This window comes from Comamonas sp. SY3, from assembly GCF_041730275.1.
In the GTDB taxonomy this organism is placed as follows: Bacteria; Pseudomonadota; Gammaproteobacteria; order Burkholderiales; family Burkholderiaceae_C; genus Comamonas; species Comamonas sediminis.
In genome coordinates, this window is the sequence record NZ_JBGTYN010000002.1 from 1 (window position 1) to 17,858 (window position 17,858).

Genomic DNA, 17,858 nt, shown 5'->3' on the forward strand with positions numbered 1-17,858 from the left:
AGCACATCAAGTGCGGCTCGGGTCAGCGCATCAGCGGGCTGGGCCTGGGGTGCTGAGTAGAGTGGATAGTTGAGCAGGCCCAGCGGCGTGCGGCGCGCCGGCAGGTAGCGGCCGCCATCACTATCGGGATCTGTGTGGGTTTCGAGCTGGCCACGGCTGACGTAAATCACCGGCTCGGCCTGCACCTCTGCCTGGGAGTGGGGTGTTGGCAAGGCTGCGCTGGCTTGCCATGCTTCCCACAATCCAACAGTGAGGGACGCGCAATAGGCATCTTCGATCCTAGTAAGGTTAAGGTTCGGATACTTTCTGCTCGCCCAATTCTCAAATCCCATGCGCACATCACGCACCTGTGCCAGGTCACCTGCCGAGGAATCCTCGGTAGCTGGAAGGGCTGGGGCGGCGAGTGCCAGGACTCGGCGCGCAAACAGATGCTGCTTGTGGCGCTGATCTGAAACGTAGAAGATCATGCCCGCTGGTTCATCCAAGATCGCATCTATCTGAGCATCTGTCACAGCCACTGCTGCGGGCGCTGCCTGTGCTTCCACTGCCTGGGCCGCGTCGTTGATGGCATCGAGGATGATGTTACGCAGCTCATCAGGGGTGACCAGCATGGCCTCAGGCCAATCTGCTGGGCTGTCTCGGTCTGGGAGTTCTGCCACACGCTGACAGATTTGATCCGCCATGCATTCACCAAGGGCGACAAACGGTTCGCCGGCAGTCTTGAGGGGATCGGAAGAGTTGTTTTCAGCCATGTTGGGCTCCAGAAATGGAAATGCCCGCTCGGGGCGGGCTGTTGTTGTCTAGCTCGAGCTAGATCTCGAGCGCTTGTTGGGTTGCTGGAGGGGCGGCCAGCCGCTGCTGGCATGCAGGGTTCAGCCAAAGGACCTCGGTTTTGATGGCGGTACCGCGTCCAGCTGAAATGCGGGCTCCGGTCGAGCTCACCTGCCAGTCAGACAGCTCGCCCTCATATAGCGAACTCGGGTAGCCGCTTAGAACCACCATGCCCTGCAGGCCTTTGAGAGCTGTCAGCAGCTCCAAATGCTGCTCATCGGTCATTTCGTGCCGGTAGCACCCTTGAGCGACGTTTCTGAGCGATCGAGTGGCATACACATATGGCGGGTCAACAAAGTGCAGCGTTTCCGGGGTGTCGTGCTGGCGCATTACCTCGATCGCCGGCCGATTTTCGATGAGCACGCCTTGAAAGCGCTCAATGACCGCGCCGAGCTGATCCGGGTAGCGTGTCCACAGGTGCTGGGCCGTGCCATATGGGCGGGCGGTATCGATGCGGAATCCGGTCACCCCCTTGGTCGCGCCTGCAGAGCCAAACCCCATGCACGCTCGCACTGCGGTGCGGCGGGCGCGCTCAACTGGTTCGTCGCAGTCCTGGTAGGCCAAATCGAATTCCGCGCGTGCATACGGCGTGACACGGAGCAGTTGAAGCAGCCGATCGGACAAGTCTCGATCGCGGATAACCCGAAAGAAGTTAGCGATGTCCTCGTCCAGGTCGTTGTAGACCTCGGCGTATGCGCGTGGCTTCTGCAAGAGCACGCCAGCTGCACCCCCGAAAGGCTCGACATAGCAGCGATGCTCGGGGAAGTGCTTAAGCACCCACGGTGCGAGCCGGAACTTTGCGCCGTGGTAGCGCAGAGCTGGGCTTGATATTTTCGCCATTGGTGATTCCTGTCAATGCCCGCATGGGAGGCCCTCGCCTTCGGCGGGCGGTTTGAACACTGGGGCGCCACAGCTGGCGCAGCGCATGGGGGGTGGTGCTGGCGCTGACGGAGGGGGAGGTGCAGAGGTGCTCATGGGTCAGGTGCTTTCGGTACCGGGGAAGGGTTCCACCCGGCCATCTGGGTAGTGCAGGCGATCACCTATGCGGCTGGGCAGGGAGTAGGCGTGCATGCGGCCGGGCAAAATGCCGGGGTTCTGGCGCAGCTCGGCGCCCTGGTATTCCCAGGCCTGCGGCTGATAGGGTTTGTTGTCGATTTCGCGTAGGTGGCGCATGTGGGCCTCAAAAATGCAAAAGGCCCGCGTATTGCGGGCCTTCGTAGTGGTGGGGGCAGTCAGGCGAGCAGTGAGTCAGCCAGGCGCTTGAAGGCCGGGCTCGGGGACTCGCCCAGCTTCTTCATGATCGTCAGCAGCTCGCGCGCCAGGATCGCGTTGGGCTCGGTCGGGTCTGCCCAGTGCTGGGGCTCGCTGATGCCGATGGTGTTCATCACGACGGTCATTTCATCCTCGGGCACGGCGCTGCCCAGGTGCTGGCCGGCGAGCATTGCCAAGGCTTCCAGGCTGGGAACCCTGGCGAGGTCTTGGCCCTTGACCCATTCGCAGACGCGGTAAAAGTCCGCATGGGAGAGAGATTGCACAGCTGGGGCTTTGGTGAAACGGGCGGTGTTGGTGCTCATGGTGGTCGCGGATGCCTTGCGGGCAGGTTTGATCTTGATGACGGGCGCTGGTTTGGGCTCAGGTGCCTTGGGGGCTTCAAGCGGTTGATTGGCGGCTGCTTCCTGGGAGCGGTTCTCGCGGGCGAAGCGCTTCATGTCGCTCAGCTCATTGAGGTCGCCCCGGGCATCGCTACGGCTTCCCAGGCTGATGGAGAAAGTGCGCTTGACGCCGTTGTCGGCCTGGGCCGTGAGGTACTGGCGCCCGTTCTTCTTCTCGCTGCAGACTACGGCCAGCTCAGCGTGCTCGGCCATGGTCACGATGTCTTTTTGTCGTCTGTCCATGTTGAGCCTCAGAAGCGTGGCACGTAGCCGCCGGAGTCGTAAATATCTGCCAGCGGCAGGCGGCCGAAGCGGCGAAGCTCGGCTCTGGGATCGCTGAACGGATCTGGGCATGCGGGACCGCGCTCGTATTCGTCGGTCAAGAGCTGGCGCACGAGTTGTGCGTTCTCGACGTTCTGCTCCAGGATGCGAACCTGGTTCTCGGCAGTGCGAATGCCGTTGTTCAAAGTCTCGTGGTAGAGGTCGCGCCCGCCCTTGGCCTTGATGCGGTCCCGCTGCTGCTCCATCGAACTGATTGCGCGCCGCATGACTTCAATTTCTGCCTTGGCACCTTCCTCCGAGCGACGAATCTTGCCCAGCGCAAACTTGAACGGGTCGAGCACGTTGTCCCGGATCGCCTCCGTGAAGATGGATCGCAGAATGGCCATCGCTTCGGCCTTAGGGCTGCCATCTGTCTCGCCAGCGTCATAGGCCCGGCGGCGCTCCTCGTCGATCAGCACCTCATATGCAGCGTTGACTGCCTGCATGCGCTCGGTAGTGCCGCCTTCGCGGTCGGGGTGGGCCTGCCGGGCTGCTCGGCGATACGCGGCCCGGATCTGCTCCTGGGTAGCGTCGCGCGGCACACCCAGGGTTTTGTAGTGGTCTTCCATTGGGGCTCCTTGGGGTATCAGCACAGGACGCAGCGCGCCCTCTGGTCATAGCCCATGAAAAAGCCCGGCGCTGGGCCAGGCTCTCAGGTGTTAGGTGGCGGTGCCTGTTTGACTTCGGTTGGGCAACTGGCCCAGCTCAGTGCGGCCTTCACCGCCCAACGCCTGGATCAGGTCAGGAATCAGTTGGCTGAACTCGCCGGTGGAAATGGCTACATCGGCGTCAAAGCCGCCTTCTTCGCCGGCGCCTTCCAACACAACATCGAGCAAGGCCACCTTCTTGAGCTGCAGGCCCTCGGTGAGCACAAAGCTCACGCGGTCGTCCCAGGTCATGGCCAGCTTGGTGGGCAGCTTGCCTTGGTCGATGTGCTCGCGGACTTCATCAATGCCCAGAGGGTGGCGGCCGTAGCGCACTACCGCCTTGGCTTCGTCTGTGCCCTTGAGCTCGCATTCCTGGTCAATGCTGAAGCCGGCCGGCGCATCGTAGCTGTGCAACCAGGCGGACATCGCACCCTGGGGGCTGTTCTGGGTGTCGATCAGTGCCACGGCAAACCCGGGCGATGCCTCCACCAGCATGGTGATCACCTCGTCGGCCCGGCCCTGGCTGCTGGTGTCCAGTACCAAGAGGCGCGCCTGCGGATCAATCCAGATCCAGAGCCCGCCCTGCTTGGTGAAGGCCATCGGCAGCAGATCCAGCTTGCACTCGTCCTTGAGCTCCTGCTTTTCCTTCTTGCCAGGCTTGCGGCCTTCCTGGGCTTCGATATGGGCGAGCTTTTCATCGACCTTGCGGTTGAGCACGCTTGCGGGCAGCATCTTGCTCTCGCTCATCAGCCGCAGAATCCAGTGGCCGCCTACCGATTCGACCATGGCGCCATGCTCTTCGCCGCGCGGAGGCACCCAACCGGTGGATTTTTCCTGGGTGGCACCGCACTGCTCAAACTGCTGCTTGGCCAGCGCCTGATCGAGTTGCACTAGGTCGGGCTGCCAGGATTCGGAAATGCGGTAAATGATCAGATTTTTAAACATGTGTGTTCCAGGAATGCAAACGATCCGCTCGGGGCGGGTCGGTATTGGGGTTAGTGGTTGATGTTGGCGGCCACAGCTTCAGGCCAGGGCGTTCCCCTCGAAACGGCCTCAGCAACCAGTTGCCGGCCATAGGCCGTCATGGTGGGGTGGGTGTGCAGGCAGCAATCAGCTGCCACCAGGAATGAATCGGCACCTTTGAGGCATACCGGACACTGCAGAGCTTGTCCGTTGGCCACGCCAGGGCAGCAATCTTCCGCATCGTCTTCTTCTTCGTAGCGAGAGCGACAAACTCTGCACTTGAAAATGACTGACGGTGGACAGCAACTCTTTGCATCCTCTTGATCAATGTGCTCTTCTCCGCACGCTGCACACGCATAGCTTTCAATGCTGCCGCCGGCATTGCCTGGAGTCGCCATGTTTGGACCCAGGTGATTCTGGAGGATGAGCCGGGTAAAGAAGTCTGAATTTTGCATGTTGAGACCTCATTCCTGCAGCGCGGTTCTTGCCGTATCGCTGAGCTTGCTGATGTACTGGCAGTACTCGAGCGGCCACGAATTCACGCGCTCCAGTTGCGCGACGAAGACCCCCAGCCTGTCTGACTTGATTGTCTTCAGTGCGGCTTTGTTTCGCGTGATGGTTGCGAACTTGAGAAAGGCCTGCGTCCTCGTGACGCCCCAGTCTTGGTACTCGTGTGGAGGTGCTGCGCACAGCTTGACAGCACGTTCACGCAACTCCTGCAGTGCTATCTGCTCTTGGGCTTTCATGGCAGCGCGCTGAATTTTGCGAGCAGCACGATCCGCTTTCGTTTGAGCGGTCTTCGACAATGGTTTCTGGTGACTCTTTGACATTTCATATCTCCAGTGAGGATCTCCGCCGGGAGGGAACATTTAGGCGGCCCCGCCGGCCTTACTGAGAACATGCGCGGCGATTCGCATGGCCAGAAGATTGAAGTCGCGGGCGTCAATGTGGTACGCGCGCCGTTCCTGCCGAACAGGAATGCCCAGCGCCAGGATGAAGACCACACCGATATATGGCCCCTGCAGGCGCGCATTGATTTGATCGATCTTCATGGTCCCGCCACTGGCAATGAGCTGCTTGAATTCGTCATCACTTAACGAATGCAAGCCTGTGCCGGCGTTCATGGTGATGGTGGTACCCATGGCGGCTCAGATCGGGACGCCGGACATGTAGGCCGCTGCCAAGAAGGCGACTGAGGAGAACACCAGCCAGGCAAAAAGAAGTTGGAAGGCTTTCACAGGCGGCCTTCCTTCATGCACTGGACAGTCTTGTCGTCAATCCACTCGGCATGCATCCCCGGGCACACCCAGGCGCTGGCCGCCGCCTTCTTCAAGGCAGGCTCCTTAGGCAGGGCAGCTGGCGCGGGCCAGGCCATGGCCAGGAGCACCAGAAAGGCAATCACGCCAGCAAGCAGCAGCCATCCCAGAGGAACGATGCCCACGGATGCTGGCGCAAACATGGGGCCAGGCCGGGATGCACCGCGCAGGTAGTTGACTTCCGGGTCGGAGTTGTAGGGCTCGGTGGGTATGACACGCTGCATGGGGAGGGCTCCAAATAAAAAAGCCGCACAAAGGCGGCGGAACCAGCGGTGGGGCTGGAGTGTGTTTTGAGGGGGAGTGGTGGTCAGCACCATCAAGCAATAACCCTGGATGCCCCGGGCGGGGCGGCAGAGATAGAGACGGGTGGAAGGAACCAGGGCCCTTGCTTGATAGCCCCCAGCAACTGGGGACTCAGGGGTTACAGTGCCAGACGGTTGCTGATTTCGCGCAGCGCCGCAATGGTTGTCCGCAGTCGGGTTGACTGGCGGTCGATGCTCGCCACAAGTGGGGCTGTGCTGCCAATTTCCGATTTCATATCATCAGAACCGTTGGCGTTAGGCTCTTGCTTCAACACTGGCTCTAGCCGCTCGGTCATGTTAGTGACTGCTGTGCGCATCTCGTCGGTCGCTGCGTCCAGTCGTGCCATGGCGGCATCAATCTCGCTGAGTGCGGTTGCGCCTTTTTGCGCGTCATATCCGGCGTGAACAGCGGCCACTGTTCGCTGGGCATTCCGAGCCGCTTCGCTACTCAGGCGCGAAAGTTTCGCTGCTTGATCGAGGTCGAGATGCATGTCTTTGACTCCTGTATGAAGAAGAAAGGCCCGCGAGCTTTGCAGCTGCGGGCCGGTATAAAAAAGCCGCTGCCTTGCGGCGAGCCTGGGGAAACGAGAGGGTGTTTAAGGAGGGGTACCCCAGGCGCGGCGAAAAGGATGCAGGGCTTTCACCTGCTGCGGCTGAGAAGGCCTCTTGCGGGCCCGCTGGTGCGGGTATGGGAATCAGTGCAGTCTTTCCCGCTGTCCGTCTATGCACTCACCAGCTTTACGCTGAAAGTGGCCCGCATGCCCCCCATTTGCTGCGCGGTAGCTACCCACCCGACGGACCGGGCTTAGAGCATCAGGGAGACAGTGCGGCGGTGGCCACAGACTGCAGTGAGTTACTCGCCACCCACTGCTGGGCGCTCCGGCTGACTAACCATCGGGAGAGAGGGCTGTTTGCCTGCCATCTTTCCTGATGGCCCTCTTGCGAGGACCGGTGTGCCGGGATTCCAACCGGCATGACCGTTGTGGTGGGCCGTCTTCGCCCATCGACTTTTGTTTCTTGGCGTCGCGCCTCATCCCCGTACATGTCCCAGGGCTGGTACTTAGATGGGCCTTTCCCAGATCCACAGCTCTTACCCGTCCGGTGCGGTGGCTGATTCAGTGGTATGGCGCATGTGGTCTTTTGTAGCCCGCTGTTTGATCCCACCTGCGGAGGCCCTGTGTTTAAGCAGCCGTGCCAGCTGCAGGAACTGGGCGCTGGCTCGATCACCTTGCACCCCCGGTCAAATTGAGCCGGTGATGCATATTACTGTTAGGTAATTTGTTTTGCAATACCAAATGGTGATTTTCTTGATTGAAGACGAAAAAAAACCGCTCATCGAGCGGCTTGCTTCTGATGGCGTCTCAATTTAGACGCACATCGAACCGTGTATCTTCTGTTGGTCTGTAACCACCGAGGGCTAGCTGTGTGGCCTTGGTCACTGCGTTATGAAATGCCATTGCCTGGCTTTGGGCTTGTGTACTCAGTGGCACATCGCCGTCCTGGGCCGTCTGGTAGGCCTTGTAAGCCTTACTCATAGACTCCTGGCTTGAAAACTGCTTCGCGAGGATGGTGGAAAACTTCTGTTCTGCAGCTGCAACGCCTTCAGAAGACATCTTCGTTGGTGCATCGCGGAGGGTGACATTGATGGCGGACAAAGCTTGCTCCTTTACTGGTTAAAAACACAGTATCTAGGTTATCTAAATACTGTTGTTTTGTACAGTAATTTCAGCCAAAGAACTTTTTCCAGAGCCAGTAGATTGCCCAAATGATGAGGGCTGTGAAGAACAGGTCCCCTATAGAGGCGTCACTTTCGCTCATCGCCTCATCGATACCGTACTTGTCAGCCCAAGCGTGTGCCGTTAAAGCGAGATTGAGCAGCAGGGTAGCGAGAATGCGCATGCTCGTCAGTCAATGGCAGTGGCGGGTTCCAGTGCGACTGTCTACATGACAACCATTCTTGTCTGTGCCGCCCGAGTGAGCGAACGTACCAAAGCTGGCAACAGCCAAAACTAGCGCGAGGATAACTTTCATGAGAACCTCCAAATGTTAATGGAGGTTACATTTTGACCTAGCCATGCCTTAAAGTCCACCAGGCCTTCACACGACCGGCCACAGTGACTGTGTCGGCTGCCTTGAGCAGGTCAATCCGTTCCTTGTCAGGGAACTCTTCCACGTTGTCGCTCTTGAGAATGAGCGTGCCGTCCGACAAGATCAACGCCCGTTTCAAAAGGAAGCGCCCGTAGACATCCACCACATAGATTCCAGGAACGTCGATGGTGCGTTGATTGATGTCGACGAACACTAAGTCCTGATCGTGGATTGTGGGCAGCATGCTCTGCCCGCAGCCGGTGAGAATCTTGATCCGGTCGTAGTCAACGCTGCCAACCTTTTGACGCACCCAACTTTCGAGAACGTCCAAATGACGAACGACGTGCATCGGCTCTGCCAACGAGGTCCCCGGGCCCATGGAGGGTGTCGGGGATAGGTGCTCAAGTCGCACATATCCGTCAGGAAGAACTTCGCGCCTCGACAAGGGAATGCTCACCGGAGTAGCTGCAGCCTCATCGCGCGAGTCGAGATAGCGTTCAGGCATGCCGGTGGCCGCCTCAAGGTTGCGCGCCTTCACTCCTCCAAAAGATTTGTCCTTCAACAAAGCTGAGATCTCCCCCTGGTTCAATCCGTGACGAGCAACGAAAGCAGCCTGCGAACCACCAAAGTGATCATCTATCCAACGTCGAAGACGGAGTCTGCGATTGGTTGCATCTTGGATTGCTGCGTCTGATCTTGTAGCCATGCACTCATTCTCAATTACTAAGAGGTAAATCACCAAAAGGAGTTGCTGATGCATTACTAAACAGTAATAATGCATCATGGACAAACTCCTCAAGTACCTCAACAGTCTGAGCAAGACTGAAAGAAGCGCATACGCCGCCGCGTGCAAGACGAGCGAGGGCTATTTGCGCAAAGCGATCAGCACTGGCCAACGAATCGGTGAGCGCTTGTGCATCGCTTTGGATCGCGAATCCGCTGGTGCCGTTCGCTGCGAGGACATCCGGCCCGACGTTGATTGGGCTTACCTGCGCGCGCAGGAACCTGGCAACGACAAGGTGGGCACCAATGGGTGATTCCATCCACATCGACACCTGTGCCGCGCATGCCGGCGGTCGCTGCAATTGCGGCGAAGCGCTCGCAGCACTCGTTGATTCCACCCCACCACAAGCGAACTGCGCCTGGCCATCGCGCTCGACCCGCGGTGCGCTGATGCTTGGCCCTGTCGTGCTGGTGCTCGCTGCGGTTTGGGTCTTCGCATGAACACCAGGGCCAGCCACCAGACCGCGAACGCGTCGAGCCAGTGCTTGGCGAGCAGCTGCGCTCCCAGATTTTTTGAATCCCACTTCCTTTCCAAGGTGTCCTGCCATGACTGACCTCTCACCCAAAGAACGAATTTTTGAAATGCTTGCGACCTTGGCAAGACTTGTCGCTGATACGCCTGATCTCAATGCTGAGCGTCAGCATCTTGCCACCTTGATCGATCACTGCCGCTCCTGGGAGACACAGGTGTTGGATATTCAGCCGACTGATCAGGCCGCAGCGGCCCGTCAGGAAATCGCCGATGAAATCCAGGGGCTGACCCGCGAGCACATCGAAATCGTCAAGATCGCCTCCGCTGAGATTGAACAAAAACGCCTGAACCTGCGTCAGCGGTGCGGCGCGATTGGGCACGTATTTGCCCGCTCGTTCGCTCCATTCATGAATGGCCAGAGGCAATGCGCAATCTGCGATGCGGCAGAGGTGGTGGCTGTGGTGGAGGGCTTGAACCATGGCTGAAGTTTCTCAAGACGTGCGTGAAAGCGCACGCAAGATCGAAACCCTTTTGCGCAACGCCCTTGCAGATATGGGCCAGGTCCGGGTCGCAGACAAGATGAACACATCCGAGTCAACGATTTCGCGCTTGAAGGACAGCAGCATTGAGAACTTTGCTCTCTTTATTGCAGCGCTGAATCTGAACATTGTGGGTAAGGACCAGGTCGTAATCACGAAATCTGACTTGCAGGCCTTGCGCCACCTTGCCGCGCGCGGCCTGCCCCAGATCGGCGGTGGCGCATGACAGCGATCACCACACCGGTGGCCGTGCCCACCATGAGCAGCTGCGAGATAGCTGACCTCACCGGCAAGCGCCATGCCGACGTGATGCGGGACATTCGCACGATGATGCTGGCGCTGGAGCAAAACGCAGAATTGCGTTCTGTCTGTATTTCAAGCACTTACGCCGGTGAGAACGGGCAGGAATACCCCCAGTACCTCTTGGACAAGGACACCAGCTTGACTCTGCTGCTGGGCTACGACCCAGTAGCCCGCATGAAAGTGGTTAAGCGCTGGCAGGAGCTGGAGGCCCAGCAAGCCCCGGCGGTGCCCCAGACGATGGCGCAGGCCCTGCGCCTGGCCGCCGACCAAGCAGAGCAGATCGAGCAGCAGGCTGAGCAGCTGGCGCTGGCCGCGCCCAAGGTTGAATACGTGGATCGCTACGTGGCCGCCAACGGCGCCAAGGGATTCCGCCAGGTGGCCAAGCTGCTGGGCGCCAACGAACACGAGTTCCGCGCGTGGCTGCAGGACGAGAAGATCATGTACCGCCTGGGCGGCGAGTGGGTGGCCTACCAGCAGCACATCGATGCCGGTCGCTTCGTTGTCCGCGCTGGTGTCGCCACCCGCAATGACCACGCATTCAACGCTACCCGCTTCACCCCCAAGGGCGTGACCTGGGTGGCGGGTGAGTGGGGCAAGCATCTGGCGGCCAAGGCGCAGGGATGCGAGGTGCAGCCATGAGCCTGTCCCATTCCCTGGCGGACGTCGGCCGGGCACTGGCGTACTACCCGAAGCTGTCCAAGTTCTTTGGCAGCATCAACTCGTCCATTTTCTTCACGCAGCTGCACTACTGGCAAAGCCGGGTCGACGACGAGAAGGGCGTCTACAAAAGTGCGGAGGAATGGACCGAGGAAACAGGCCTTTCCTACCGTGAGCAGGCCACCGCCCGCTCCAACCTGGTCAAGCTGGGCTTCCTGAAAGAGACCCACAAGCGCCTGCAGCATCGCATCTATTTCCGACTGGATCTCGAGGCAGTGGACGTGGCTTTCGAGGCATGGACGAAAACGCAATTCCCGAACGACGAAAACGCAATTCGGGAAATGCGGAATGCGCAGTTGGCGGAGAACGAAAACCGCAGTTCGCCGGGAGCGGAAAACGCAGTTGGCGGAGCGACAAAAACGCAATCCGTTAATAAAGAAAAGATTACTGCAAAGAGTACTGCAGAGACTACTGCAAAGAGTTATTCGGCCCCACGTCGCAAGCGACGAGAAGCCGACCCGGCGGGTGAGGATGCTGCACCTGCTGCACCGATGATGGTCACAGGCCGGAACGGCGTGGTCCATGAAATTCCTGGTGAGCTGCGCTACCCCGGTGAGGGAACCCGCTCACATCGCACCTGGATCGCTTACGCCATCGCCTACCACGGCCGGTATCGCAGCTGGCCAATCTGGAATAAGCAGGTGGGCGGACAAATAGCCAACCTGATCGAGCGCATCGGCATTGAGCTGGCGCCGCAGGTGGCGGTCCACTTCGTGCGCCGAGTCAATGAAGAGTTCGTGGTCAAGCTGATGCACCCGGTCAAGTTGCTGCTGTCGGACGCCGAGAAATGGGCTACGCAGTGCCAGACGAACAAGACCATCACCAATACCCGAGCCAAGCAGATCGACCAATCCCAGTCGAACTACGATGCCGCTGCAGAGGCCGTAGCCATCATGCGCGCCAAGCGTGCAGAAGTCGAAGCGCGAGGTTCTGCCGCATGAGCGATCAGCAGTTTTATGACCACGACATCGATGTGTGGCTGGCCCGGGAATTGATGGGGACCGCCGAGGTGCTAGGCCAGCAACTGAGCCCGAACGCAGCAGCGCTGATGGCCGAAGACCTCATGTGCTTCCCGCAACAGGTACTCAAGCGCGCATTGAGCCGCGTGAGAAACGAGCACACAGGGCGATTGACGCCCAAAGCGATCCTGGACCGCATCGATGATGCCGTGGGCCGGCCGACAGCCAACGAGGCATGGGCCATAGCGTCGTCGGCGCTGGACGAGCGCGCCACCGTCGTCTGGACCAACGAAATGATGGATGCGTGGAGCGTGGCCCGCCCAGTGGCCCAGGCTGGCGACATGGTGGGTGGCCGCATGGCTTTCATCGCAGCCTACGAGAGGGTGGTGCGCTTCGCCCGTGAGGCCAAGACGTTGCCCACCGTCACGGTATCCATTGGCTGGGACGGCAGCATGCGCGATCCCGCGATCGAGAAGGCACTGGCCCTGGGCTACATCACCCCCGAGCACGCCGCCCGGGAAATGTCCGTAGCGCTACCCGCACCGGTTTTCAACCCCGTCGCTCTGCTCACTGGTCGGGTGGAGGAGGGTAAAGGGGTGCACGAGGCAGCCCCTGAGGTGCGCGCCCGGCTGGCGCAGCTGCGCGATGAGGTGGCCGGCCGTGCTCGCCGCGCTGGCGCCGCTGAGCGCATGGAGCGCATGCGGGTTGCCCGTTACAAGCGCGAATTGGATGCGCGTGTAAAGCAGCGCCTGGCACAGGAGGGGAAGTCATGACCACGCTTCCACGCCGCCAGCAGCAGGTGCTGGACTTCATGCGCGAATTCCACGCGGACAACGACCAGTTGCCCCCAATGCCCGAAATTGCACGCCACTTCGGCTTTCGCTCGGCCAATTCTGCTGTGTGCCATGCCGCTGCGCTTGAGCGCAAAGGCATGTTGGTGCGCAACAGCATTGGAAATCTCATGTTCTCTCGGAAAAAGGCGGTACAGCCATGAACACCTTGGAAGAAGTTAAAGCCCGGTGTATCGAGGAAGGCGAGTGCTGGATCTGGCAGGGTGCCGTTGCCAGCAAGAAGTATCCCGCCTTCAAGCCAGCCAACGACGGTGAGACGCTGGTGCGACGCCTGGTGTTGCGTCTTGATGGCCGGCCAGTGCCGCCCAAAAGACTTGCAGTTTGCACCTGCGGTGAACCACTTTGCGTCTTTCCCGGGCATCAAGCGCATTCCACATATTCCGCCCGGATGAAAAAGGCCGCCAAGGATCACCCCGTCAGCTATCTGCGCAGGGGAGCTAAGGCCTCGGCCTGGATGCGAGAAAACGGCCCGGGCAAGTTGACCATGGAGCAGGTGCGCGAGATACGCGCCAGCGACAAGCCCCGCGCTGTGCTCGCCCAGCAATACAAGGTAGGCCGCAGCTTTATCGGCCGGATCATCCGCAATGAGACCTGGCGCGAGACGCCCAGCACGCCATTTTCAGGACTTTTCAAATGAGCAGGACCGAGATGCAAGTCATGACGATGCCTGGGCATGTTGGCGCCAGCGCGCCGGGCCAAAGTAACGTGGTCCTGGGAATAGATCCCGGTGTGAATACAGGCGTGGCCACATTCTGCGCCGGCAAGCTGGTTGCGCTGGATACCATCGAGCCGCACCAGATAGAGCGCTTCATCCGCGCCACTGCGCCAGCGCGAGTCGTATTCGAGGATAGCCGCCTGCAGTCCCATACCTGGACGCGGGCCGCAACCCGGGCAGCAGCAGCGAAGATGGCCAGAAACGTCGGCCAGGTGGATGCCTGGTGCTATCTGATCACTGCAGTCTGCGCCGAGCTGGGCATCCCTGTCCAAGGTATCAGCCCCGCTGGCAAAGGCGCCAAGCTCAATGCAGATGCTTTCGCAAGGGTCACCGGCTGGACGGGCAAAAGCAACGAGCACGCGCGCGATGCAGCCATGGTCGCCTGGCAATCCCGTGCAATCACCAAGCTGGGGCGCGCATGACCGAGAACCAAAAGACCATAGCGCGGGCGCTGGCTGCGTGCACGTTTTTTCCGGGCGCCGGCACCAAGCGATTCGCCGCAGACATGGCGCTGCGAGCACTGGAGCCAGCTCCAGCCCCGTTGACTCCCAAGCAGCACCGCTATCTATGCACGGCCGCCATGCGGTACCGCCGCCAGATCACCGCTGCAGTGGTGCAGCTGGCCGAGCAGGAGCTGGCAGGGGAGGGCGGCACGAAATGATGCGCAGCTCACCCATGAAGCGCACTGGTTTCAAAAGCCGCTCTACCAGTGTGACCCTGGCGCTCACTCGTGAGCAGCGCCTGGACGAACGTGCCCAGCGCGCGCTGCAGGCTGGGCTGGCTAAGCCATTGGCCCGTGTGGCCATGGCAGTGTGCACTGCCGCTGTCTCTGCGGTGCGCAAGGAGCAGCCACTACGCAGCGAAACCTACCGTCGTTTGGTGGCAGCCATGCCATGCGCCTGGTGCGGCGTTGCGGGCTACAGCCAGCACGCGCACGAGAACGAGGGCAAGGGCGCGCGCCTCAAGGTGGACGACCGCCGCAGCATGCCGCTGTGCTGCGCGCGGCCGGACATTGAGGGTTGCCACACGGCGTTCGACCAATACCGTCTGGTGCCAGGTGGCCGCCAGGCGCACATCGAGCTGGGCCGGTCCATGGCCCAGCGCACACGCCAACAGATCAAGGATGCTGGCCAGTGGCCGGCCAAGGTGCCCCAGTGGCAGGAAGGAGGAAGCGATGCAATCTGAGAAGCTGCCAGAGGTGCAGGAGGGAGCGCCAGCCAAGCCGATCCCGAGCACAGTTCGCGTGCTGGAGGCGGTGCGCGAGCTGCGTGCCAAAAACCAGATCGCCACGCGCGAAACCGTGGCCGAGCTGACGGGGCTGAAGCTGTCGATTGTGGATGACCGCCTGAGCGCGCTGGTGGGAGACGTGAAACTCAAGCGCTTGCTGCGGGGCATCTATGAGCTGGTGGAGGAATACCCGGCCACGCGCAACATCAGCAAGACGATCCTGGACAGTGGCTACATCATGATCGAGATTGCAGGCCGAGACGGTAGCCCGGACGTGGTGCTTCACCTTACGCCCAGCGAGGATCGGGCGCTCTCAATGCTATCCGTGGGCGCAGCAGGCCAAGCCATCCTCATCAACAGCACCAACGAGCACCTCTACCTTGCAACGCAGCTCGCGGCCCGGGTTGAGCGCCTGGAGCGCGAGAACAAGGCCTACCGAGCGCTCCGACCTGATGGCAATCAGCAGGCGCTCGACCTGGCCTAAACAGACAGCCGCCCCAGGGCGGTTTTTTTACGCCCAGCATAGGGTTAGACCAAACGCCCGCGCCCACGAACACTGGCGCGCATGGCCACATCACCGGCAGGCAAGAAGCCTGCACCCCGTAAGACCACCAAAAAGCCTGCAGCAGCCGTGAAGAAGCCTGCAGGCAAAGCCGCGCCTGCGCCCAAGGCGAAAGCGCCAGCACGAAAGAAGGCCTCACCCAAGACATCGGCCAGGCCAGCGCCTAAGCAGCGACCTGCAGTACGGAAGGCCAAGCCGAAGACCGCGCCCACTGAGCAGCCATATCTGCGCCTGACGGATAAGCAGCAGCGATTTGTCTATTAGTACCTGCTGGACCTGAATGCCACCAAAGCGGCCATCCGGGCCGGCTACAGCCCAGGCACAGCCGGTGCAATCGGGCACGAAAACCTAAAAAAACCTGAAATCGTGACTGCGATCGCAGACGCACGGGCTGAAATGCAGAAGCGCACCCAGATCACCGCTGACCGAGTTGTGATGGAACTGGGCCTCATTGCCTTCGCTGACGCACGGGAGCTGTCAGAGGTAAAGATTGCGTGCTGCCGCCACTGCTGGGGCGAAGGCTTCAAGTTCCAGCGCACCTTGAGCGAATACAACCGCGACCGTGAGCAGTGGCTGGATAAAGGCAAAGACCCCATCCTGTTTGAGGAGCAGGGCGGTATCGGCTTCGATGCCCTCAAGCTGCCCCATCCTGAATGCCCTCAGTGCGGTGGCGATGGTGATGCCCGTGTGGTGCTCAAGGACACCAGGCACCTGAGCCCGCAGGCCCTGGCCCTTTATGCCGGCGCCAAGATGGGTAAGCACGGTGTGGAGATGCTCTTCCATTCCAAGATGGATGCCATCGAAAAGCTCTCCAAGCATCTGGGTATCTACGAGAAGGACAACCAGCAGAAGACCGATCCGCTGGCCGCGCTGCTGGGCCGCATTGCGAGCGGCAGCGGCAATGGCTTTGCCCCTGTAGCAGATGACCCGGAGCGCGAGCCAAAGCCATCAAGCCTGCCTGTACGGGAGGACGTAACAGACCTGGACGACGAGGGCTGACGTGTCTCAGCGCGTGAATGTCCCACTCAATAGGATGCCGGCCAGCGCCGAGGAGCTGGAGCGGTGTCTTGCCGATCCTGAGTGGCGCCTGTTTTCTGGCTGCCTCTACAAGATCATGGTCAAGGGTGACAGCCAGGATGGTGAGGAAGGCAACACGTTCAGCATGCCATTCAAGCCCAACCACGCGCAGCGGCGCTTCATAAAGCGGCTGTGGCACCGCAACATCATCCTCAAGGCGCGGCAACTGGGCTTTACCACGCTGATCGCCATCATGTGGCTGGATCATGCGCTGTTCAATGCAGACCAGCGCTGCGGCATCATCGCCCAGGACCGCGAGGCCGCTGAGGCGATTTTCCGGGACAAGGTGAAGTACGCCTACGCTAATTTGCCCGAGGAAATTCGCGAGCGCTTCCCACTGGCCCGCGACAGCGCGACCGAGCTGCTTTTTGCCCACAACAACAGCAGCGTGCGTGTGGCCACGTCCATGCGCTCGGGCACGATCCATCGCCTGCATATCTCGGAGTTCGGCAAGATTTGCGCGAAGTTCCCGGACAAGGCCAAGGAGGTGATGACGGGCTCCATCCCTGCAGTGCCATCTACAGGCGTGCTGGTGATCGAGAGCACTGCCGAGGGCGCGAACGGGGAGTTCTACGACCTGTGCACGCGCGCTGAGTCGCTACACCACTCACACCAGAAGCTGACGCCGCGCGACTACCGCTTTCACTTCTATGCCTGGTGGATGGAGCCCAACTACCGCATGGATTACAACGCGGTAGTAGTGTCGGACAAGCTGCATGACTATTTTGACGAGATCGAAGTGGCCATGGGCGTCAATATCGACCCCGAGCAGCGCGCCTGGTACGCGGCCACCGTCGGGGCCGACTTCGCAGGCCGCGAAGAGCGGATGTGGCAGGAGTACCCCTCCACGCCGCGCGAAGCCTTCCAGCAGTCCACAGAGGGTCACTACCTCACCAAGGCCATCACCGAGTTGACCAAGCGCGGCGGTATCACGGCCGTGCCAATGCTGGATCTGCCCGTTCACACGTTCTGGGACATCGGCAATAGCGATGGCTGCGCAATCTGGTTTGTGCAGCAGCTGCGCGGCGAGGACCGCTTCATCGACTACTACGAAGAGCACAACGAAGACCTCAAGCACTACGTAAGGCACCTTCAGGCCCTGGGCTATGTCTTTGGCAAGCACTACCTGCCACACGATGCAGACCACAAGCGGCTGGGGGACACGAACCGCTCCACCAAGCAGATCTTGCAAGGGCTGATGCCTGGGCAGAAGTTCGTCATCGTGCCGCGAGTCACGCAGCTGATGACGGGCGTAAATACGCTGCGCAAGCACATGCGCGGTGCCTGGTTTGAGAAGGACAGGTGCTCTTTCGGCCTGGAGCGCCTGCGCGGCTACAAGAAGAAGTACAGCGCATCGCTGGCCAAGTTCATTGACGAGCCAGACAAGAGCAATGGGTGTACCGAGAGCGCGGACGCGCTGCGGCAGTGGGCCCAGGCCAAGGAATCGGGGCTCTACCAGCCTTCGGACGACTCCTACGGGACCAAAGACGATTTTGAAATGCCACCACCGCCTGACTGGCGCACATGAGGCAA

General features: G+C 60.4%; 29 protein-coding genes and 1 pseudogene. 15 read left to right on the forward strand and 15 right to left on the reverse strand.

Annotated elements, in window-relative coordinates; genetic code table 11:
• The 15 genes and pseudogenes from ACCQ08_RS03040 to ACCQ08_RS03110 form a co-directional block, all read right to left on the reverse strand.
• Positions 1–752, reverse strand: a pseudogene (locus ACCQ08_RS03040) (hypothetical protein); the annotation flags it as partial.
• 58 nt (positions 753–810) lie between these two features.
• On the reverse strand, positions 811–1,671 hold the full coding sequence (locus ACCQ08_RS03045; protein WP_373448841.1) for a DNA adenine methylase: 861 nt from the start codon (positions 1,669–1,671) through the stop codon (positions 811–813).
• A gap of 138 nt (positions 1,672–1,809) precedes the next feature.
• A complete protein-coding gene (locus tag ACCQ08_RS03050; RefSeq protein ID WP_373448842.1) occupies positions 1,810–2,004 on the reverse strand; it encodes a hypothetical protein in 195 nt (64 codons plus the stop codon).
• A 59-nt stretch (positions 2,005–2,063) separates the two neighbouring features.
• Complete coding sequence (locus tag ACCQ08_RS03055; protein ID WP_373448843.1) at positions 2,064–2,726, reverse strand: hypothetical protein; 663 nt, start codon at positions 2,724–2,726, stop codon at positions 2,064–2,066.
• An 8-nt stretch (positions 2,727–2,734) separates the two neighbouring features.
• A complete protein-coding gene (locus ACCQ08_RS03060) occupies positions 2,735–3,373 on the reverse strand; it encodes a J domain-containing protein (RefSeq protein ID WP_373448844.1) in 639 nt (212 codons plus the stop codon).
• Positions 3,374–3,463: 90 nt separating this feature from the next.
• Entirely contained in the window at positions 3,464–4,396 is a 933-nt protein-coding gene (locus tag ACCQ08_RS03065; RefSeq protein ID WP_373448845.1) for a recombination-associated protein RdgC, read from the reverse strand.
• A 50-nt stretch (positions 4,397–4,446) separates the two neighbouring features.
• The gene (locus ACCQ08_RS03070) at positions 4,447–4,869 is read right to left on the reverse strand and encodes a hypothetical protein (RefSeq protein ID WP_373448846.1); all 423 of its coding nucleotides are present in this window, start codon (positions 4,867–4,869) and stop codon (positions 4,447–4,449) included.
• Between the two features lie 9 nt (positions 4,870–4,878).
• A complete protein-coding gene (locus ACCQ08_RS03075) occupies positions 4,879–5,244 on the reverse strand; it encodes a hypothetical protein (protein WP_373448847.1) in 366 nt (121 codons plus the stop codon).
• A 39-nt stretch (positions 5,245–5,283) separates the two neighbouring features.
• Complete coding sequence (locus ACCQ08_RS03080; RefSeq protein WP_373448848.1) at positions 5,284–5,556, reverse strand: hypothetical protein; 273 nt, start codon at positions 5,554–5,556, stop codon at positions 5,284–5,286.
• A 92-nt stretch (positions 5,557–5,648) separates the two neighbouring features.
• The gene (locus ACCQ08_RS03085) at positions 5,649–5,954 is read right to left on the reverse strand and encodes a hypothetical protein (RefSeq protein ID WP_373448849.1); all 306 of its coding nucleotides are present in this window, start codon (positions 5,952–5,954) and stop codon (positions 5,649–5,651) included.
• Positions 5,955–6,151: 197 nt separating this feature from the next.
• The gene (locus tag ACCQ08_RS03090) at positions 6,152–6,523 is read right to left on the reverse strand and encodes a hypothetical protein (RefSeq protein ID WP_373448850.1); all 372 of its coding nucleotides are present in this window, start codon (positions 6,521–6,523) and stop codon (positions 6,152–6,154) included.
• Between the two features lie 870 nt (positions 6,524–7,393).
• Positions 7,394–7,687: a hypothetical protein gene (locus ACCQ08_RS03095; RefSeq protein ID WP_373448851.1), complete on the reverse strand. Its 294-nt coding sequence runs from the start codon at positions 7,685–7,687 to the stop codon at positions 7,394–7,396.
• A gap of 70 nt (positions 7,688–7,757) precedes the next feature.
• Positions 7,758–7,931 (reverse strand): hypothetical protein, encoded by a 174-nt coding sequence (locus tag ACCQ08_RS03100; protein WP_373448852.1) that lies wholly within the window; start codon positions 7,929–7,931, stop codon positions 7,758–7,760.
• Between the two features lie 9 nt (positions 7,932–7,940).
• Positions 7,941–8,063, reverse strand: a complete 123-nt coding sequence (locus ACCQ08_RS03105) for a YHYH domain-containing protein (RefSeq protein WP_373448853.1) — start codon at positions 8,061–8,063, stop codon at positions 7,941–7,943.
• 37 nt (positions 8,064–8,100) lie between these two features.
• Positions 8,101–8,904, reverse strand: a complete 804-nt coding sequence (locus tag ACCQ08_RS03110) for a helix-turn-helix transcriptional regulator (RefSeq protein ID WP_373448854.1) — start codon at positions 8,902–8,904, stop codon at positions 8,101–8,103.
• Here ACCQ08_RS03110 and ACCQ08_RS03115 point away from each other — a divergent pair.
• From ACCQ08_RS03115 to ACCQ08_RS03185, 15 genes are all read left to right on the forward strand, one after another.
• Positions 8,903–9,157 (forward strand): transcriptional regulator, encoded by a 255-nt coding sequence (locus ACCQ08_RS03115; RefSeq protein WP_373448855.1) that lies wholly within the window; start codon positions 8,903–8,905, stop codon positions 9,155–9,157. The two genes, ACCQ08_RS03110 and ACCQ08_RS03115, sit on opposite strands and share 2 nt — an antisense overlap.
• On the forward strand, positions 9,150–9,344 hold the full coding sequence (locus ACCQ08_RS03120) for a hypothetical protein (protein WP_373448856.1): 195 nt from the start codon (positions 9,150–9,152) through the stop codon (positions 9,342–9,344). The genes ACCQ08_RS03115 and ACCQ08_RS03120 overlap by 8 nt, the downstream gene beginning before the upstream one ends.
• 105 nt (positions 9,345–9,449) lie before the next feature.
• On the forward strand, positions 9,450–9,860 hold the full coding sequence (locus ACCQ08_RS03125; RefSeq protein ID WP_373448857.1) for a hypothetical protein: 411 nt from the start codon (positions 9,450–9,452) through the stop codon (positions 9,858–9,860).
• Entirely contained in the window at positions 9,853–10,140 is a 288-nt protein-coding gene (locus ACCQ08_RS03130) for a CII family transcriptional regulator (protein WP_373448858.1), read from the forward strand. Before ACCQ08_RS03125 ends, ACCQ08_RS03130 begins: the two co-directional genes overlap by 8 nt.
• Positions 10,137–10,856: a phage antirepressor KilAC domain-containing protein gene (locus tag ACCQ08_RS03135; protein WP_373448859.1), complete on the forward strand. Its 720-nt coding sequence runs from the start codon at positions 10,137–10,139 to the stop codon at positions 10,854–10,856. The genes ACCQ08_RS03130 and ACCQ08_RS03135 overlap by 4 nt, the downstream gene beginning before the upstream one ends.
• Positions 10,853–11,875: a hypothetical protein gene (locus ACCQ08_RS03140; RefSeq protein ID WP_373448860.1), complete on the forward strand. Its 1,023-nt coding sequence runs from the start codon at positions 10,853–10,855 to the stop codon at positions 11,873–11,875. Before ACCQ08_RS03135 ends, ACCQ08_RS03140 begins: the two co-directional genes overlap by 4 nt.
• Complete coding sequence (locus ACCQ08_RS03145; RefSeq protein WP_373448861.1) at positions 11,872–12,666, forward strand: hypothetical protein; 795 nt, start codon at positions 11,872–11,874, stop codon at positions 12,664–12,666. The genes ACCQ08_RS03140 and ACCQ08_RS03145 overlap by 4 nt, the downstream gene beginning before the upstream one ends.
• Positions 12,663–12,887: a hypothetical protein gene (locus ACCQ08_RS03150; protein ID WP_373448862.1), complete on the forward strand. Its 225-nt coding sequence runs from the start codon at positions 12,663–12,665 to the stop codon at positions 12,885–12,887. The genes ACCQ08_RS03145 and ACCQ08_RS03150 overlap by 4 nt, the downstream gene beginning before the upstream one ends.
• Positions 12,884–13,381 (forward strand): hypothetical protein, encoded by a 498-nt coding sequence (locus ACCQ08_RS03155; protein WP_373448863.1) that lies wholly within the window; start codon positions 12,884–12,886, stop codon positions 13,379–13,381. Before ACCQ08_RS03150 ends, ACCQ08_RS03155 begins: the two co-directional genes overlap by 4 nt.
• Before the next feature lie 92 nt (positions 13,382–13,473).
• Positions 13,474–13,881, forward strand: a complete 408-nt coding sequence (locus ACCQ08_RS03160; protein ID WP_373448864.1) for a hypothetical protein — start codon at positions 13,474–13,476, stop codon at positions 13,879–13,881.
• Positions 13,878–14,120: a hypothetical protein gene (locus ACCQ08_RS03165; RefSeq protein ID WP_373448865.1), complete on the forward strand. Its 243-nt coding sequence runs from the start codon at positions 13,878–13,880 to the stop codon at positions 14,118–14,120. The genes ACCQ08_RS03160 and ACCQ08_RS03165 overlap by 4 nt, the downstream gene beginning before the upstream one ends.
• A gap of 14 nt (positions 14,121–14,134) precedes the next feature.
• The gene (locus ACCQ08_RS03170) at positions 14,135–14,644 is read left to right on the forward strand and encodes a hypothetical protein (RefSeq protein ID WP_373448866.1); all 510 of its coding nucleotides are present in this window, start codon (positions 14,135–14,137) and stop codon (positions 14,642–14,644) included.
• Entirely contained in the window at positions 14,634–15,170 is a 537-nt protein-coding gene (locus ACCQ08_RS03175; protein WP_373448867.1) for a hypothetical protein, read from the forward strand. Before ACCQ08_RS03170 ends, ACCQ08_RS03175 begins: the two co-directional genes overlap by 11 nt.
• A gap of 354 nt (positions 15,171–15,524) precedes the next feature.
• Complete coding sequence (locus ACCQ08_RS03180) at positions 15,525–16,247, forward strand: terminase small subunit (protein WP_373449074.1); 723 nt, start codon at positions 15,525–15,527, stop codon at positions 16,245–16,247.
• 13 nt (positions 16,248–16,260) lie between these two features.
• Positions 16,261–17,853: a terminase gene (locus ACCQ08_RS03185; RefSeq protein ID WP_373448868.1), complete on the forward strand. Its 1,593-nt coding sequence runs from the start codon at positions 16,261–16,263 to the stop codon at positions 17,851–17,853.
• Positions 17,854–17,858 lie beyond the last annotated feature (5 nt).